At 70.7% G+C, this 16,658-nt stretch carries 15 protein-coding genes; 11 read left to right on the top strand and 4 right to left on the bottom strand.

Annotation, left to right across the window (positions count from 1 at the left end; genetic code table 11):
* The first annotated feature begins 55 nt into the window (after window positions 1–55).
* Both FB561_RS08930 and FB561_RS08925 read left to right on the top strand, forming a co-directional pair.
* Window positions 56–538 (top strand): Lrp/AsnC family transcriptional regulator, encoded by a 483-nt coding sequence (locus FB561_RS08930; protein WP_238334727.1) that lies wholly within the window; start codon window positions 56–58, stop codon window positions 536–538.
* A gap of 80 nt (window positions 539–618) precedes the next feature.
* Window positions 619–1,902 (top strand): NAD(P)/FAD-dependent oxidoreductase, encoded by a 1,284-nt coding sequence (locus FB561_RS08925; protein WP_238334726.1) that lies wholly within the window; start codon window positions 619–621, stop codon window positions 1,900–1,902.
* Here the strand turns inward: FB561_RS08925 and FB561_RS08920 are convergent.
* Window positions 1,896–2,531, bottom strand: coding sequence for a hypothetical protein (locus FB561_RS08920; RefSeq protein ID WP_145804906.1), 636 nt, complete (start codon window positions 2,529–2,531; stop codon window positions 1,896–1,898). The genes FB561_RS08925 and FB561_RS08920 overlap by 7 nt on opposite strands.
* 130 nt (window positions 2,532–2,661) lie before the next feature.
* Between FB561_RS08920 and FB561_RS08915 the strand changes: the two genes are divergently transcribed.
* The 9 genes from FB561_RS08915 to FB561_RS08875 are packed head-to-tail and all read left to right on the top strand — an operon-like array spanning window position 2,662 to window position 14,478.
* Window positions 2,662–3,831, top strand: coding sequence for an FAD-dependent monooxygenase (locus FB561_RS08915; protein WP_145804905.1), 1,170 nt, complete (start codon window positions 2,662–2,664; stop codon window positions 3,829–3,831).
* 59 nt (window positions 3,832–3,890) lie between these two features.
* Window positions 3,891–4,691 carry a TIGR03084 family metal-binding protein gene (locus FB561_RS08910; protein WP_238334725.1) on the top strand — a complete coding sequence of 267 codons (801 nt, stop codon included), beginning with the start codon at window positions 3,891–3,893 and terminating at the stop codon, window positions 4,689–4,691.
* Window positions 4,692–4,695: 4 nt separating this feature from the next.
* Window positions 4,696–6,423, top strand: coding sequence for an acyclic terpene utilization AtuA family protein (locus FB561_RS08905; protein ID WP_145804904.1), 1,728 nt, complete (start codon window positions 4,696–4,698; stop codon window positions 6,421–6,423).
* On the top strand, window positions 6,420–7,553 hold the full coding sequence (locus FB561_RS08900) for an acyl-CoA dehydrogenase family protein (protein ID WP_145804903.1): 1,134 nt from the start codon (window positions 6,420–6,422) through the stop codon (window positions 7,551–7,553). The genes FB561_RS08905 and FB561_RS08900 overlap by 4 nt, the downstream gene beginning before the upstream one ends.
* Window positions 7,550–9,124, top strand: coding sequence for an acyl-CoA carboxylase subunit beta (locus FB561_RS08895; RefSeq protein ID WP_145804901.1), 1,575 nt, complete (start codon window positions 7,550–7,552; stop codon window positions 9,122–9,124). Before FB561_RS08900 ends, FB561_RS08895 begins: the two co-directional genes overlap by 4 nt.
* 5 nt (window positions 9,125–9,129) lie before the next feature.
* Complete coding sequence (locus FB561_RS08890) at window positions 9,130–11,106, top strand: acetyl/propionyl/methylcrotonyl-CoA carboxylase subunit alpha (RefSeq protein ID WP_145804898.1); 1,977 nt, start codon at window positions 9,130–9,132, stop codon at window positions 11,104–11,106.
* Window positions 11,106–12,263, top strand: a complete 1,158-nt coding sequence (locus FB561_RS08885) for an acyl-CoA dehydrogenase family protein (protein WP_145804897.1) — start codon at window positions 11,106–11,108, stop codon at window positions 12,261–12,263. Before FB561_RS08890 ends, FB561_RS08885 begins: the two co-directional genes overlap by 1 nt.
* A 54-nt stretch (window positions 12,264–12,317) precedes the next feature.
* Complete coding sequence (locus FB561_RS08880; RefSeq protein WP_145804895.1) at window positions 12,318–13,883, top strand: AMP-binding protein; 1,566 nt, start codon at window positions 12,318–12,320, stop codon at window positions 13,881–13,883.
* Entirely contained in the window at window positions 13,876–14,478 is a 603-nt protein-coding gene (locus tag FB561_RS08875) for a TetR family transcriptional regulator (protein WP_145804893.1), read from the top strand. Before FB561_RS08880 ends, FB561_RS08875 begins: the two co-directional genes overlap by 8 nt.
* Window positions 14,479–14,495: 17 nt before the next feature.
* Here FB561_RS08875 and FB561_RS08870 read toward each other — a convergent pair whose 3' ends face one another.
* The 3 genes from FB561_RS08870 to FB561_RS08860 are packed head-to-tail and all read right to left on the bottom strand — an operon-like array spanning window position 14,496 to window position 16,651.
* Window positions 14,496–15,059, bottom strand: coding sequence for a dihydrofolate reductase family protein (locus FB561_RS08870; RefSeq protein ID WP_145804891.1), 564 nt, complete (start codon window positions 15,057–15,059; stop codon window positions 14,496–14,498).
* Window position 15,060: 1 nt separating this feature from the next.
* Window positions 15,061–15,876 carry an alpha/beta fold hydrolase gene (locus tag FB561_RS08865; protein ID WP_145804889.1) on the bottom strand — a complete coding sequence of 272 codons (816 nt, stop codon included), beginning with the start codon at window positions 15,874–15,876 and terminating at the stop codon, window positions 15,061–15,063.
* A 52-nt stretch (window positions 15,877–15,928) separates the two neighbouring features.
* Window positions 15,929–16,651 (bottom strand): helix-turn-helix domain-containing protein, encoded by a 723-nt coding sequence (locus FB561_RS08860; protein WP_145804887.1) that lies wholly within the window; start codon window positions 16,649–16,651, stop codon window positions 15,929–15,931.
* Window positions 16,652–16,658: the final 7 nt, after the last annotated feature.

Below are 16,658 nucleotides of genomic sequence, written 5' to 3'. Positions count from 1 at the left end.
CGAAATCATGAGCATCGGCTTGCTTACACGGGGTGACGCTGAGAGGATCGCGACCGTGCCAGTGCGAACCGGGAACCCCGACAAGAACCAGGCGTTGCTCGACGACACCTCCAAGGCCATCATCGAACAACTCCAGCTGGACGGGCGCCGCTCGTACGCCGCGATCGGCAAGGCCGTCGGGCTGTCCGAGGCCGCGGTCCGGCAACGGGTCCAGCGGCTCACCGAGGCCGGCGTGATGCAGGTGGTCGCGGTCACCGACCCGCTCGAGCTCGGGTTCGCCCGGCAGGCGATGGTCGGGATCAAGGCCGAGGGCGCGCTGGAGCCGATCGCCGCGAAGCTGGCCGAGATGGACGAGATCGAGTACGTGGTGATCACGGCCGGTTCGTTCGACCTGCTGGCCGAGGTCCTGGCCGAGAGCGACGAGCAACTGCTCCGGGTGCTGTCGGAGCGGATCCGCGCGATCGACGGTGTGAAGGTGACGGAGACGTTCGTGTACCTCAAGCTGGTCAAACAGACCTATTCCTGGGGAGTGCGCTGATCACCGTTCCGCTCTGGTCCGACACCGGGGAGCCGAGGCCGCCGCGGCCCGCGCTCCCGGGGGACCGGACGGCCGATGTCGTGATCATCGGCGCCGGCTACACGGGCCTGTGGACGGCGTACTACCTGGCGAAGGCGGATCCGGGCCTGCGGATCGTGGTCCTCGAGGCCGAGGTGGCCGGCTTCGGCGCCTCCGGCCGGAACGGCGGCTGGTGCTCGGCGTTGTTCCCGACCTCGACCAAACGCCTCGCCGCCAGGCCCGGAGCCGGCCGGGACGCCGCGATCGCGCTGCACCGGGCGCTCCAGGCCACGGTGAACGAGGTCGGCCTGGTCACCGCGGCCGAGGGCATCGACTGCGGGTACCACAAGGGGGGCACCGTGGTCCTGGCCCGGACGCCGGCCCAGCTCGCCCGGGCCCGCGCCGAGGTGGCCGCCGCGCCCGAGTGGGGTCCGGGCGACCTGCGCTTCCTCGAACCGGACGAGGTGGCCGAGCGGATCCGGGCCACCCAGGTGCTCGGGGCAACGTTCACCCCGCACTGCGCCGCGCTCCACCCCGGCCGGTTGGTCCGCGGCCTGGCCGACACGGTCGAGCGACTCGGCGTGACGATCCACGAGCAGACCACGGTGACCGAGCTCGCGCCGGGCCGGGCGACCACCCGGTACGGCGTGGTGAAGGCGGACGTGGTGGTCCGGGCGACCGAGGGATTCACGGCGCGGCTGGCCGGTCATCGGCGGACGGTCGCGCCGGTGTACTCGTTGATGGTGGCCACCGAACCGCTCGACGCGGCCACGTGGGACCGGATCGGGCTGGCCGGGCGGCCGACGTTCAGCGATTACCGGCACCTGATCGTGTACGGACAGCGCACGGCCGACGGGCGGATCGCGTTCGGCGGGCGCGGCGCGCCGTACCACCTGGGCTCGCGGATCGCGCCCTCTTTCGACGGCCGGAACCGCGTGTTCGCGGGGCTGCGGCGGGCGGTGACGGACCTGTTCGACGGGCTGGACGGGGTCGAGTTCACGCACGCCTGGGGTGGTCCGCTCGGGGTCGCGCGGGACTGGTTCGCGTCGGTCGGTCTGGACCGCGCCTCCGGCCTGGCCTGGGCAGGCGGGTACGTCGGCGACGGCGTGGCCACGGCGAACCTGGCCGGCCGGACCCTCACCGACCTGATCCTGGAGCGCGACTCCGACCTGGTCCACCTGCCGTGGGTCGGCCACCGCTCACCGGAGTGGGAGCCCGAACCGTTGCGCTGGCTCGGTATCAACGCCGGCCTCCGCGCGATGACGGCCGCCGACCTGGAGGAACGCGTGACCAAGCGCCCGAGCGTCGTGGCTCGCCTGGTCTCGCCCTTGATCGGCGGTCAGTGAACCAGGGCGTGCAGGCGGGTGAGCAGGCGGCCGAGGTGCGGGCCGTGCAAGAGGATCGCCTCGTCGTGCCAGGTGTCGACGAGTGGATTGTCGGTCCTGACGTGGATCGCGAGCTCCGGTAGCGAAAGGTCGTGGACCTGGGCCGGGTTCCCGGTCATGTCGACGACGGTCTGCAACAGCTCGGCGGTCTGGTGATCCCACAGGCGGTTGTCGGGGGCAACGTCTTCCGGGCGGATCAGCAACAGGTCGACGTCGCTGTCGAGATCACCGTCACCGCGCGCGGCCGCGCCGTACAGGCCGGCGTGGACCGGTGGGAGGGACCAGGTCGCGAGCTCGGCGCGCAGGCTCTGCACGAACGTGCCACGGAGCCCGGCCAGCAGTTCGACGGCCTGGGCCGCGAGGTGTTTGCGATTGAGGGTGTAGAGCAACGAATTGCCCGCCTCGGTGACGTGCACCAGCCCGGTCGAGGTCAACCGCTGCAGGACAAGGCGGACCCCGGCCACGCTGCCCACTCCGGCGAGACCGTGCACCTGCCGCCCGGACAGCCCGTGGTCGGCGCCGGCCAGGACCTCGAGCACAGCACCGTCGAGGGACGGCACCACTGTGCCGATCGGCCTACCGAAGTCCATCGAATCCCTCCAGAAAACCAGCCACCCGGTTACCCTAGTGATCGCTGTGACGGGACGCCTACTTTCCGTGATCGCTCAGCTTGATCCGTACGACCGGTTCGACCGCCCGGCAGGAGGTAGCCACCGCACCATGTCCACCGGCAACGACCCCTCCTCGGCCATCGTCGTCGGCGCCGGGATCGGCGGACTGACGGCCGCGGTCGCCCTGCGCCGGATCGGCTGGTCGGTCACCGTCCTGGAGCGCGCGCCGATCATCGCCGAGGTCGGGGCCGGCCTCACCCTGTGGCCGAACGCGGTGAGCGCCCTGGACGCCCTCGGGCTCGCCGACGCGGTCCGGGATCGCGCGGTCCGGACCGTCTCCCGCGGCAACGTCCGCACCTCGAAAGGCCGCTGGCTCCGGCGTAGCCACCCCGACGACGTCCGCGTCCTGGCGATCCACCGCGCCGCCCTCCACGACGTACTGCGGCGCGCGTTGCCCGAGTCGACGCTGCACACCGACGCCGAGGTGGTGTCGGTGGCCGAGGACGGCAAGGTGGTTTGCCGCTGCTCGGGCGAGGAGCACGACCTCGCCGCCGACCTCGTCGTCGCCGCGGACGGCGTGAACAGCGCCATCCGCCGATCACTGTGGTCCGGCGACCCCGTCTTCCAAGGGCGCAGCGTCTGGCGTGGGGTGACGCCGAGCGGTTCGGTCTGGCCGGTGGAGGAGTCGTTGTCGCTCGGCCGAGGCGAGCAGGTCGGCCTGCTCCCGTTGCCGGACGAGCGGGTGTACTGGTTCGTCATGGCGAACGCCGATCGCCCGAACCAGCTCTCCACCGACGAGCGGGCCGACGCCCTCCGCCACGTCGAAGGCTGGCACGACCCGATCCCCGAGCTCGTCCGCGCGACCCCGCCGGACCAGGTGCTGCACAACGACGTCGTCGACATCGACCCGGTACCGTCCTTCGTCCGCGACCGCGTCGTCCTCCTCGGCGACGCCGCCCACGCGATGCCCCCGGACCTCGGCCAAGGCGCCTGCCAAGCCATCGAGGACGCCGTCGTCCTGGCCGCCGCCCTCGCCGCCGACCCCGACACCACAGCAGCCCTGGCGAGCTACGACGACCAACGCCGGGCGCGCGTCCAGCCGATGGCCACAGCAGCCCGCGAATCCGTCCGGCGAACCGCCAACACCAACCCCCTGACCCACCTCGCCGTCACCCTCGCCGCCCGCCTGGTCCCCCCGAAAGCCTGGCGCAAAGCCACCGCCCGCTGGTCCGACTGGACCGCCCCACCCGTCCCGCAGCAGGAAAACAAGCGCTCTTGATTCTTTTTGGTGGGGGTGGGAGGCTCGGACGACTGGGCTGCTGAGGCAGGGAGTCGTTGGTGTCTTCTGAGGACGTACTGGCTGCTGTGCTGGCTGATCTCTGGGCTGAGAGTACTGAGCTCGACATGCTCGTCGGGGGGCTGGCTGCGGACGGTTGGGCTACGCCGACTCCTGCTGAGGGGTGGACGGTCGCTCATCAGATCGCTCACCTGGCTTGGACCGACGAGGCCGCGTTGCTGGCGGCGACCGACCCGGACGCTTTCCAGGAGACGCTGCGGAAGGCCGCCGCCAATCCGGCCGGGTACGTCGACGACGGGGCCGCGGAGGGCGCCGCTTTGCCGCCGGATCAGCTCCTGCCGTACTGGCGGGAGACGCGGGCCGAGTTGGCGGATGCGCTGAAGCAGGTTCCGGCCGGGACGAAGCTGGCCTGGTTCGGGCCGCCGATGAGCCCGGCTTCGATGGCGACCGCTCGGCTGATGGAGACGTGGGCGCACGGGCAGGACGTGGCCGACGGGCTCGGGGTGACCCGGCAGCCGTCGAGCCGGTTGCGGCACGTCTCGCATCTGGCGGTGCGGACCCGCGACTTCGCGTACCTGGTGCACGACCGGAAGCCGCCGGCCGCACCGTTCCACGTGGAACTGACCGGGCCCGACGACCAGGTGTGGACCTGGGGGCCGGAGGACGCCGAGCAGCGGGTGACGGGGCCGGCCCTCGACTTCTGCCTGCTCGCCACCCAGCGCCGGCACCGCGACGATCTCGCTGTCCAGGCCGTCGGGGCGGACGCCGAGGAGTGGCTCGGCATCATCCAGGCCTTCGCCGGGCTGCCCGGCCAGGGACGCGCCGCCGGTCAGTTCGGGTGACTCGATGAATGCCGGGAACCCGATCCGGATCGGGAACGCGTCCGGGTTCTACGGCGACCGGTTCAGCGCGTTCCAGGAGATGGTCACCGGCGGACCGCTCGACGTCGTCACCGGGGACTATCTGGCCGAGCTGACCATGCTCATCCTCGGCCGCGACCGGATGAAGGACCCGTCGCTCGGCTACGCCCGGACCTTCCTCAAGCAACTGGAGACCGGACTCGGCGAGGCGCTCGATCGCGGCGTCAAGGTGGTCAGCAACGCGGGCGGCCTGAACCCGTCCGGCCTGGCCGCCGCGATCCAGGCGCTCGCCGACAAGCTCGGCCTGCACCCCAAGATCGCGTACGTCGAGGGCGACGACCTCCTCGGCCGCACCGACGAACTCGGATTCGGCAAGCCGCTCACCGCCAACGCGTACCTCGGCGCCTGGGGGATCGCGGAGGCGCTGCAGTCCGGCGCGGACGTCGTCGTCACCGGCCGGGTCACGGACGCCTCCGTGATCGTCGGACCGGCGGCCGCGCATCACGGCTGGAAGCGGGACCAGTACGACGAACTCGCGGGCGCCGTCGTCGCCGGGCACGTGATCGAGTGCGGTTGCCAGGCGACCGGCGGCAACTTCGCCTTCTTCACCGAGCTGCCCGATCTGCGCCGGCCCGGGTTCCCGATCGCGGAGATCCACGCGGACGGGTCCAGCGTGATCACCAAGCACGACGGCACCGGCGGCGCGGTCACGGTCGACACGGTCAAGGCCCAGCTGCTCTACGAGATCACCGGCGCCCGGTACGCCGGACCCGACGTGACCGCCCGGCTGGACGCGATCGAGCTCGCCGCCGACGGGATCGACCGGGTCCGCATCACCGGGACCCTCGGTGAGCCGCCACCTCCGCAGTACAAGGTGTCGCTGAACAGTCTCGGCGGCTTCCGCAACGAGGTGGACTTCGTGCTCACCGGGCTCGACCTGGAGGCGAAGTCCGAGCTGGTCCAGCGGCAGCTCGAACTCGGGCTGCGGCTGAAACCGGCCGAGTTGAAGTGGTCGCTGACCTGGACGGAGCGGCCGAACGCGGAGACCGAGGAGCAGGCGAGCGTGCTGCTCCGGTGCACGGTGAAGGACCCTGATCCGAAGGTGGTCGGCCGCGCGTTCTCCAGTACGGCGGTCGAGCTGGCGCTGGCGAGCTACCCGGGGTTCCACGTGACCGCGCCGCCCGAGGACGGTTCGCCGTACGGGGTGTTCACGGCCGGGTTCGTGGACGTGGACGAGGTCGAGCACGTGGTGGTCCTGCCGGACGGGTCTCGCCGGGTGATCGAGCCGGCCACGCGGACCCTCGAGCTCGAACCGGTGGCGGACACCGAGTTGCCGGTCCCGTTGCCGATGCTGGTCGCCGCCGGACGGCCCGCGCGTTCGCTGACGCGGGAGGTCCCACTCGGCCGGATCGCGGGGGCGCGGAGCGGGGACAAGGGTGGGGACGCGAACGTCGGGGTGTGGGTGCGCAGCGAGACCGCCTGGCGCTGGCTCGCGAACACGTTGACGATCGGCCTGTTCAAGGACCTGCTGCCCGAGACCCGGCCGCTCCGCGTGACCCGATACGTCCTGCCGAACCTGTGGGCGGTGAACTTCGTGGTCGAAGGGCTGCTCGGGGAAGGGGTCGCGGCGCAGGCCAGGTTCGACCCGCAGGCCAAGGCGGTCGGTGAGTGGCTGCGGTCGCGGTACGTCGACGTCCCGGAGATGCTGTTGTGACCGCCGAGCGGGAGGCCCTGCGGGAGACGGTCCGGCGGTTCGTGGCGTCGGACGTTCTGCCGGAGCTGGCCGCTTGGGAGCGGGCTGGTGAGCTGCCGCGGGAGTTGCACGAGAAGGCGGGCAAGCTCGGCCTGCTCGGTGTCGGGTTCCCCGAGTCCGCGGGTGGTGGCGGTGGATCCCTTGCCGACGCGGTCGCGGTGGTCGAGGAGCTGCACTACGCCGGCGGATCGGGCGGACTGGTCGCGTCGCTGCTCACCGTCGGGATCGCCGCCCCCCATATCGTTGCCGCTGGCAATCAGGTGCAGATCGACCGCTGGGTCCGGCCGACGCTGGAAGGGCGACTGATCGGTGCGCTCGCGATCACCGAGCCGGACGGCGGATCGGACGTCGCCTCGCTACGGACGACAGCCCGGCGCGACGGCGACGAGTACGTGGTGAACGGGGCGAAGACGTACATCACCTCGGGGTGCCGAGCCGACTTCGTCACGACCGCGGTCCGGACCGGCGAGCCGGGTGCGCACGGGATCAGCCTGCTGGTGATCGAGCGGGGGACGCCCGGATTCGAGGTCTCTCGCAAGCTCGACAAGCTCGGCTGGCTCTGCTCCGACACGGCCGAGCTGTCCTTCACCGACGTCCGGGTCCCGGCGGCGAACCTGGTCGGTGCCGAGGGCACCGGCTTCGTCCAGCTCGCGCAGAACTTCGTCGCCGAGCGGCTGACGCTCGCGGTGCAGGCGTACGCCGGGGCCCGGCGCGCGCTCGATCTCACGGTGGCGTGGTGCCGTGATCGGGAGACGTTCGGGCGGCCGCTGATCTCGCGGCAGACGGTGCAGCACACGCTGACCGAGATGGCCCGGCGGATCGACGTCGCCAGGGTGTACGTGCACGAGGTGGTCCGGCGGGCCGAGGCCGGGGACGACGTGATCGCCGAGGTCTGCTTCGCGAAGAACACCGCCGTCGAGGCCGGCCAGTGGGTCTGCGACCAGGCCCTGCAGTTGCACGGCGGCCTGGGGTACATGCGCGAGGCGGAGGTCGAACGGCAGTACCGCGATCAGAAGATCCTCGCGATCGGCGGCGGCACCACCGAGATCCTGACCGGGCTGGCGGCGAGACGACTGGGGTTCACCGGATGACCGTGACCGAGAACCGTGAGGCCATGCTGGCGAAGCTCGCCGCACTCGACGCCGAGCACGCCAAGGCGCTGGCCGGTGGCGGCGAGAAGTACGTCGACCGGCATCACCGGCGGGGCAAGCTGCTCGCCCGGGAACGGATCGAGCTGCTGCTGGATCCGGACTCGGCGTTCCTGGAGCTGTCCCCGTTGGCCGGCTGGGGTTCCGACTTCACCGTCGGCGCGAGCCTGGTCACCGGAATCGGCGTCGTCGAGGGCGTCGAGTGCCTGATCACCGCCAACGACCCGACCGTCAAGGGTGGCGCGAGCAACCCGTGGACCTTGAAGAAGGCGCTCCGGGCCGACGAGATCGCCCGGGCGAACCGGTTGCCGGTGATCAGCCTCGTCGAGTCCGGCGGCGCGGACCTGCCGACGCAGAAGGAGATCTTCATCCCCGGCGGCGCGATGTTCCGCAACCTGACCCGGTTGTCGGCCGAGGGGATCCCGACGATCGCGCTGGTGTTCGGCAACTCCACCGCCGGCGGCGCGTACATCCCCGGCATGAGCGACTACGTGGTGATGGTCGACGGCGGTGCGAAGGTGTTCCTGGCCGGGCCGCCACTGGTGAAGATGGCGACCGGTGAGGACGCTGACGACGAGTCGCTCGGTGGAGCCGCGATGCACGCGCGGACGTCCGGCCTGGCCGACTACTTCGCCGTCGACGAGCCGGACGCGATCCGGCTCGGCCGGCAGATCGTGTCCCGGTTGAACTGGAAGAAGCTCGGTCCCGCGCCCGCCGCACAGTACGAGGAGCCGTTGTACGACGCGGACGAGCTGCTTGGGATCGTGCCGGGGGACCTGAAGATCCCGTTCGATCCGCGGGACGTGATCGCGCGGGTGGTGGACGGGTCGGTGTTCGACGAGTTCAAGCCGTTGTACGGCTCGTCGCTGGCGACCGGGTGGGCATCGCTGCACGGGTACCCGGTCGGCATCCTCGCGAACGCGCGGGGTGTGCTGTTCAGCGAGGAGTCGCAGAAGGCGGCGCAGTTCATCCAGCTGGCGAACCAGTCGAGCACGCCGCTGATCTTCCTGCACAACACCACCGGGTACATGGTCGGCCAGGAGTACGAGCAACGCGGCATCATCAAGCACGGCGCGCAGATGATCAACGCGGTCTCGAACTCGCGCGTCCCGCACCTCTCGATCCTGCTGGGCGCGTCCTACGGCGCCGGGCACTACGGCATGTGCGGCCGGGCGTACGACCCGCGCTTCCTCTTCGCCTGGCCGTCGGCGAAGTCGGCCGTGATGGGCCCGCAGCAACTCGCCGGGGTGCTCTCGATCGTGGCACGCGCCGCCGCGGCCGCGAAGAACCAGCCGTACGACGAGGACGGTGACGCCGCGATGCGCGCGTACGTCGAGGGCCAGATCGAGGCGGAGTCGTTGCCGATGTTCCTCAGCGGCCGCCTCTACGACGACGGCGTGATCGACCCCCGCGACACCCGCACCGTGCTCGGCCTCTGCCTCTCCGCCATCCACTCGGCCCCGGTGGAAGGCACCCGCTTCGACGGCGCCAACTTCGGCGTCTTCCGGATGTGATCCGCGTGATCAGCTCAGTGCTCGTTGCCAATCGGGGAGAGATCGCGCGCCGGGTGTTCCGGACCGCGCGGGCGCTCGGGGTGGAGTGCGTGGCCGTGCACTCGACCGCGGATGCGGAGGCGCCGTACGTCGGGGAGGCGGACGCGGCCGTTCACCTTCCAGGGAACACGCCTGGTGAGACGTACCTGCGGGCCGAGCTCGTCGTCGAGGCGGCTCGGCGGGTGGGGGCGGACGCGGTGCATCCCGGGTACGGGTTCCTGTCGGAGAACGCGGAGTTCGCGCAGGCGGTCCTGGACGCCGGGCTGACCTGGATCGGACCGCCGGTCGCGGCGATCTCGTCGATGGGGTCGAAGATCGAGGCGAAGAAGCTGATGGCGGCGGCCGGGGTTCCGGTGCTCGCCGAGCTGACACCCGCGTCGGTCGAGGCCACCGACCTGCCCGTGTTGGTGAAGGCGTCGGCCGGCGGCGGTGGGCGCGGGATGCGGGTCGTCCATCGGCTCGAGGATCTCGCCGCGGAGATCGATGCCGCATCCGCGGAGGCACTGTCCGCGTTCGGGGACGGGACCGTGTTCTGCGAGCGGTACCTCGCGACCGGGCGGCACATCGAGGTGCAGGTGCTCGCGGATCAACACGGCACCGTGTGGGCCGTCGGTGAGCGGGAGTGCTCGATCCAGCGACGGCACCAGAAGGTCGTCGAGGAGGCGCCGTCGCCGTTGGTGGAGCGGATCCCGGCGATGCGGGCGGAGTTGTTCGCCGCGGCCAGGACGGCAGCCGAGGCGATCGGGTACGTCGGGGCGGGCACGGTCGAATTCCTTGCCGACGACAACGGTGCCTTCTCCTTCCTGGAGATGAACACCCGGCTCCAGGTCGAACACCCGGTCACCGAGTCGACGACCGGACTGGACCTGGTCGCCTGGCAGTTCGCCGTCGCGTCCGGAGAAGCGTTGCCGCCGGAGCCACCGGCCGCGGTCGGTCACTCGATCGAGGTCCGCCTGTACGCCGAGGATCCCGCGAACGACTGGCAGCCGCAGACCGGACGCCTCCACCACTTCTTGTTGAGCGACCGCGTTGCCGAGTTCGGGCCGGGCGGATCGCGGGAGGAAGCGCCGTGGATCCGGGTCGACTCCGGCGTGGTCAGCGGGTCGGAGGTGTCCCCGTACTACGACGCGATGCTCGCCAAGGTGGTCGTCTGGGGTGCCACTCGGACCGAGGCCGCGCACCGGCTCGCGGCCGAGCTCGCGCGAGCCCGGATCCACGGCGTCCGGACGAACCGGGATCTGCTGGTCCGGATCCTGCGGCATCCGGCCTTCCTCGCCGGTGAGACCGACACCGCGTTCTTCGACCGGCACGGCCTCGACGCCCTCGCGGAACCCCTGGCGGACAAGGCGGCCGTGGAGCTGTCGGCGCTCGCGGCCGCGTTGGCCGACGCGGCGTACCGGCGGACCACGGCGCCGGTCCAGGGCCGGCTCCCGAGCGGGTGGCGGAACCTGGCGTCGCAGCCGCAGCGGAAGTCGTACGTTGCCGGGGACGTTGCGTACGAGGTCGAGTACCGGCTGACCCGGGACGGACTGGTTGCTTCTGGCAACGTCGTCTTGATCCGGGCCGAGGCGGACGAGGTGGTGCTGGAGCTCGAGGGGGTTCGGCGGAGGTTCGGCGTCGCGGCGTACGACGGGCTGGTCTGCGTGGATTCGTCGCTCGGGAGCGTCGCGTTGACGCCGGTCGAGCGGTTCCCGGATCCGGCGCACCAGCTCGCGGCCGGATCGTTGCTCGCGCCGATGCCCGGCACGGTGATCCGGGTCGGGGTCGCGGTCGGCGACGAGGTGAAACAGGGCGAACCGCTGGTCTGGCTGGAGGCGATGAAGATGGAGCACACCATCGCCGCCCCGGCCGACGGCGTGGTCGCCGAGCTGGACGTCGCGGCAGGTCAGCAGGTCGAGATCGGCACGGTTCTCGCGGTCGTTCGTGTACCAGGGGAGGATTGATGACTTTCACCGAGTCAGACGAACGCCGCGCACTGCGGTCGGCGGTCGGCGAGCTGGGGAAGAAGTACGGGTATGCCTGGTTCACCGAGAAGGCGCGGACCGGCGGGCAGACCACCGAGCTCTGGCAGGAGGCGGGCAAGCTCGGCTATCTCGGCGTCAACCTGCCCGAGGAGTACGGCGGGGGCGGTGGCGGCATGGCGGACCTGTCCATCGTGCTCGAGGAGCTCGGCGCGGCCGGGTGTCCGCTGTTGATGATGGTCGTGTCGCCCGCGATCTGCGGCACGGTGATCAGCCGGTTCGGTACCGATGAGCAGAAGGCGCGGTGGTTGCCCCGGCTCGCGGACGGGTCGGTCACGATGGCGTTCGCGATCACCGAGCCGGACGCGGGATCGAACTCGCACAACATCACCACCACCGCCCGGCGGACCCCGGACGGCTGGTCGTTGTCCGGGCGCAAGGTGTACATCTCCGGCCTCGACGTCGCCCAGGCGGTCCTGGTGGTCGGCCGGACCGAGGACGCGCGGACCGGGCGGTTGAAGCCGGCGCTGTTCATCGTGCCGACCAGGGCGGCCGGGGTCGAGTACCGGCAGATCGAAATGGACCTGATCAGCCCGGACAAGCAGTTCGCGTTGTTCCTCGACGATGTCGCGTTGCCTGCCGACGCGCTGGTCGGGTCGGAGGACGCCGCGCTGCTGCAACTGTTCGCGGGGCTCAACCCGGAGCGGATCATGGCGTCCGCGTTCGCCGTCGGGATCGGCCGGCACGCGCTCGACAAGGCGGTCGCGTACGTGAAGGAGCGCCAGGTCTGGAAGCAGCCGATCGGTGCCCACCAAGGCCTGGCGCATCCGTTGGCGCAGATCAAGATCGAGCTCGAGCTGGCCCGGCTGATGATGCAGAAGGCGGCCGCGCTGTACGACGCGGGCGACGACCTGGCCGCCGGGGAGGCCGCGAACATGGCCAAGTACGCGGCCGGCGAAGCGTGCGTCCGGTCCACCGACCAGGCCGTGCAGTCGCTGGGCGGCAACGGGATGACGGTCGAGTACGGCGTCGCCTCGCTGGTCGCCGCGGCCCGGGCCACCCGGATCGCCCCGGTCAGCCGGGAGATGATCCTCAACTTCGTCGCCCAGCACTCCCTGGGTCTACCGAAGTCGTACTGATGTCCGCCACAGTCTGACCACCACCGGAGCGCGTATCGCCGAGAGGATCCGCCGATGATCATCACCAGTGACTTCCCGCCCGTCGAAGTGCTCGACCTGCCGATCCACGACGCCGTCCTCGGCCGTGCCGCGGAGTACGGCGACCGGCCCGCGCTGGTCGACGGCGTGACCGGCCGCGAGATCACGTACCACCAGCTCGACCAGATGAGCCGGCGGATCGCGGCCGGGTTCGCCGAGCTGGGGATCCGGCACGGCGATGTGATCGCGCTCTACAGCCCCAACACGATCCTGTACCCGGCCGTGTTCTACGGGGCGACCCGGGCAGGTGCGACGGTGACCACGGTCAACGCGCTGTACACCGCGGACGAGTTGCACAAGCAACTGGTCGACTCGAAGGCGAAGTTGCTGGTGACGATTTCGCTGTTCCTGCCGGTGGCGACCGCGGCTGTCGCCGGGACCGACGTGGAGCAGATCTTCGTCTGCGACCAGGCCGAGGGGTACCGGTCGGTGCTGGAGCTGATTGCGAGCACGGGGCCGGAGCCGGTGGTGGAGATCGACCCGGCCGAGGACGTCGCGGTGCTGCCGTACTCGAGTGGGACGACGGGTGCGGCCAAGGGCGTGATGCTGACGCACCGCAACATCGGGACGAACATCTCCCAGGCGGAGATCACCATCAACGTGACCGAGGACGAGCGGATCATCGCGATCCTGCCGTTCTTCCACATCTACGGGCTGACCGTGCTGATGAACCTGCCGCTGCGGCTCGGCGCGACCGTGGTGGTGCTGCCGAAGTTCGACCTGGAGCAGTTCCTCCGCACCCTGGACGAGCAGAAGATCACCCGCGCCTTCGTCGCCCCGCCGGTCGTGCTGGCGCTGGCGAAACACCCGGCCGTCGACGGCGTCGACCTGTCCGCGCTGAAGTACGTGACCAGCGCCGCGGCACCGTTGGACGGTGAGCTGGCGGAGGCTTGCGCGAAGCGGCTCGGGCTGCACGCGGTACTGCAGGCGTACGGGATGACCGAGCTCTCGCCGGGGACGCATGCCGTTCCGCAGGACGACCAGGACCCGCCGCCCGGGGCCGTCGGCAAGCTGTTCCCGTCCACCGAGATGCGGCTGGTCGGTGCCGACGGCAACGATGTCGAGGACGGCGGCACCGGCGAGATCTGGATCCGCGGCCCGCAGGTGATGAAGGGGTACCTCGGCCGGCCGGCGGACACCGACGCCACCATCGACCCGGACGGCTGGCTGCACACCGGCGACATCGGCCGGGTGGATCCGCGCGGCTACCTGTACGTGGTCGACCGGGTGAAGGAGCTGATCAAGTACCACGGGTACCAGGTACCGCCGGCCGAACTGGAGGCCGTCCTGCTCACCGACGACCGGATCGCCGACGCGGCCGTGATCGGGGTGCAGTCCGAGGGCAACGAGGTCCCGAAGGCGTTCGTGGTACCGATGCCCGGCGCCACGCTGACCGAGCAGGACGTGATCGACTACGTGGCGGCCCGGGTGGCACCGTACAAGAAGGTGCGGCAGGTGGAGTTCATCGAAGCCGTACCGAAGGCGGCGTCCGGCAAGATCCTGCGCCGCGAGCTCAGAACCCGGGAGGCCGCGCGTGAGTGATGCGTTGCGGGCGCCTCAGCAGGACCGCAGCCGGGCCACCCGGCAGAAGCTGCTGGAGGCGTCGCTGGAGTCGCTGGCCGAGGTCGGCTACGCCGCGACCACGGTCGCCGTGGTCGCGGCCCGGGCCGGTGTCTCCCGTGGTGCGGCGCAGCACCACTTCCCGACCCGGGCAGACCTGTTCGCGGCGGCGGTGGAGTACATGACCGAGGTGCGGCTGGCCGAGATCCGCTCGCAGGCGGCCGCCCTGCCGGAGGGGGACGGCCGCACCGAGGCGATCGTGTCGATGCTCGCCGACGTCTACACGGGACCGCTGTTCCGTGCTGCGCTCCACCTGTGGGTCGCAGCGTCGACGGAGGAACCGTTGCGGCAGCAGATCGTGCGGCTGGAGTCGCACGTCGGGCGGCAGGCACACCGCGCGTTGCTGGAAGTGCTGGACGTGACCGAGCGGACGCCCGGGGTCCGCGAGACGGTGCAGGGCGTACTGGACATGGCTCGCGGGTTGGGGCTTGCCGATCTGCTGACCGACGACAGTGCGCGGAGGCGGGGGATCGTACGTCAGTGGTCGAAGATCCTGGACCAGGCGCTGGCGCACTGACCGGTTCGGCCTCTGGTCTACACGGCGCGGCGTTGGTAGACGGTGAGCAGGGTGCTGTCGCCGTACACCGTCGCTTCGCTGAGCGTCCACGCGGTCTTGTCGGGCGTATCGGTCCAGAGCCGGCGGCCGTGGCCGAGAACGAGCGGTGAGGCCATCAGGTGGATCTCGTCGACGAGGTCGAGGGCGAGGAGTCCCTGGGCGAGCTGAATGCTCCCGGCCACGGAGATCTCACCGTCGACCTCTTGCTTGAGCCGGGTCACCTCCTCCTTCAGGTCGCCAGACAGCACGGTCGTGCCTGCCCACTTGGGGTCGGTGAGGGTACGGGAGACGACGTACTTGGGCATGCTGTTGTACTTGTCGGCAAGCTCGCCCTCGTACTGGGGCCAGGCGCCGGAGAAGCCTTCGTAGGTCTTCCGTCCCAGCAGGAGCGCCGTGGCCCCAAGCGCTTCGGCCTCCTTGTATCTTTCGCCGTCTCCGCGGTCGAACTCGAAGGTCCAGTTCTCGTACCTGAAGTTCTCGCCGCCGGGTGCTTCCACGACGCCGTCGATGGAGATGAACTCGGTGAGCACGATCTTTCCCATCTCAGTTCTCCTTGATGAACGAGCGCAGCGCGGCGGCCAGCACGTCGGCGGTGGTCGAGTGCTCCGCACCGGGGACCGGCGCGAGGGTGGAGGTGGGCAGGTGCGCGGCGATGGCGCGGGAGCCCGCGGCCAGGGCCGGCCAGGTGTCGATCCCGTGCATCACCAGGACCGGGACGGCGATCCGCATCCACAGCTCGGGGCGCAGCGGCTTCCCGGAGAGGGTGTCGCCGACCTGACGGGCGTCATAGGCGATCGTGGGGGCGACGGCCTCCAGTCCGGCCCAGAAGTCCTGCTCGCGCATCCCGGCGACCATCTCCTCGGGCATCATGGCCGCGGCGGTCATGAACAGGGCGACCGCATCGCCCGGCCGGCCGGCGGCGACGGCCGCGTCGAGGCGCTCGACGTAGTCGTCGGGCAGCGGGGGACGAGTGTCGTCGATGGCCGCGTTCGGCTCGAACAGCGCGAGACGTGCGATCGGCACACCGTCCTGGGCGGCGTTGAGCGCGAGATTGCCGCCGGAGGACCAGCCGAACACGGTCGCCGGGCGCCCCTGACCGACCTGTTCGAGGATCGCCTCGAGGTCCTCGAACTCGCGCTCGACGACGTAGGGCGGGGTGTCGCCGCTCTCGCCGCGACCGCGCCGGTCGTAGTTGACGACCAGGAAGTCGTCGGCGAGCAGTTCCGCCGTCTCCTGGTTCAACGGGTTCGCGGCGCGATAGGCGGTCGAACCGTCGATCATGACGATCGGGTCGCCGGCGCCCCACGCCGTGTAGGCGATGGTGGTGCCGTCGGCGGAGGTGACGGTGCCATCTGGCATTGGAGTGGCCTTTCATCGGGTGCGCGGTGACGTTCACCGCACGCACACGACGCTATGAGCCGTCCGGATGCTCGGGCTTGTACAGAAGCGACAGTGGATCGGCAGTGGGGTCCGGCTGCCGCAGTTGGGTGGCAGTTCGGCCGATGAACCGTTGCAGGGAGCGGGCCAGGTGCGGCTGGTCGTAGTAGCCGAGCCGGTGCACGACATCCAGCGCGGGGACTCCCGCCCTGAGCAGCACCGCAGCCTCGCGCGCCCGTTCGATCTGACGGATCGCGCCCTGGGTGAGCCCGGTGGCCGCGGCCACGCGGCGCTGCACTGCCCGCGATCCGACCCGTGCGGCGCCGCCCCAGACCACGTCGTCCACGAGCGGATCACGCACCAGAACGCCGGCGCGTACCAGCTTCTCCACCAGCAACTCCGCGTCGTCGAAGTCGGGGATCTGCCACTCCTCGTCGCGCAGGCGGAACGTCCGTGCGGTCACGTGCGGACTGTCCCGGCCGCCGTCGACGAGCGCACCGATCGGGAGATGGGGCATCGAGGTGCCGTGCGCGAAGGTGATCCCGAACGACTCCGAGTCGCCCCCGGTCTCGGCACTCGACGCTCTCGTCTCCGGTCCGCTCACGGCGGCGTGCATGACGCCGCGCTCCTCCCAGAAGACCAGTTCCCAGGTCGACGTGGCGATCGAGGTCATCCGGTGCACGCCGGACGTGCGGCCGCGCCAGACCCGTGCGACGTAGGGCGAGTCCGACCCGCGATGGTCGCTCTCGATCGGCATGATCCAC

The sequence above is a fragment of the Kribbella amoyensis genome, from assembly GCF_007828865.1.
GTDB classification, from domain to species: domain Bacteria; phylum Actinomycetota; class Actinomycetes; order Propionibacteriales; family Kribbellaceae; genus Kribbella; species Kribbella amoyensis.
The sequence above is the reverse complement of the archived record's forward strand: the minus strand, read 5'-3'. Positions and strand labels throughout refer to the sequence as shown.

Excerpts from the sequence above, each read along its gene's own strand:
- FB561_RS08920 (WP_145804906.1), bottom strand. The coding sequence starts at position 2,531 with ATGGACTTCGGTAGGCCGATCGGCACAGTGGTGCCGTCCCTCGACGGT.
- FB561_RS08915 (WP_145804905.1), top strand. The coding sequence starts at position 2,662 with ATGTCCACCGGCAACGACCCCTCCTCGGCCATCGTCGTCGGCGCCGGG.
- FB561_RS08905 (WP_145804904.1), top strand. The coding sequence starts at position 4,696 with ATGAATGCCGGGAACCCGATCCGGATCGGGAACGCGTCCGGGTTCTAC.
- FB561_RS08895 (WP_145804901.1), top strand. The coding sequence starts at position 7,550 with ATGACCGTGACCGAGAACCGTGAGGCCATGCTGGCGAAGCTCGCCGCA.
- FB561_RS08885 (WP_145804897.1), top strand. The coding sequence starts at position 11,106 with ATGACTTTCACCGAGTCAGACGAACGCCGCGCACTGCGGTCGGCGGTC.
- FB561_RS08880 (WP_145804895.1), top strand. The coding sequence starts at position 12,318 with ATGATCATCACCAGTGACTTCCCGCCCGTCGAAGTGCTCGACCTGCCG.
- FB561_RS08870 (WP_145804891.1), bottom strand. The coding sequence starts at position 15,059 with ATGGGAAAGATCGTGCTCACCGAGTTCATCTCCATCGACGGCGTCGTG.
- FB561_RS08865 (WP_145804889.1), bottom strand. The coding sequence starts at position 15,876 with ATGCCAGATGGCACCGTCACCTCCGCCGACGGCACCACCATCGCCTAC.
- FB561_RS08860 (WP_145804887.1), bottom strand. The coding sequence starts at position 16,651 with ATGCCGATCGAGAGCGACCATCGCGGGTCGGACTCGCCCTACGTCGCA.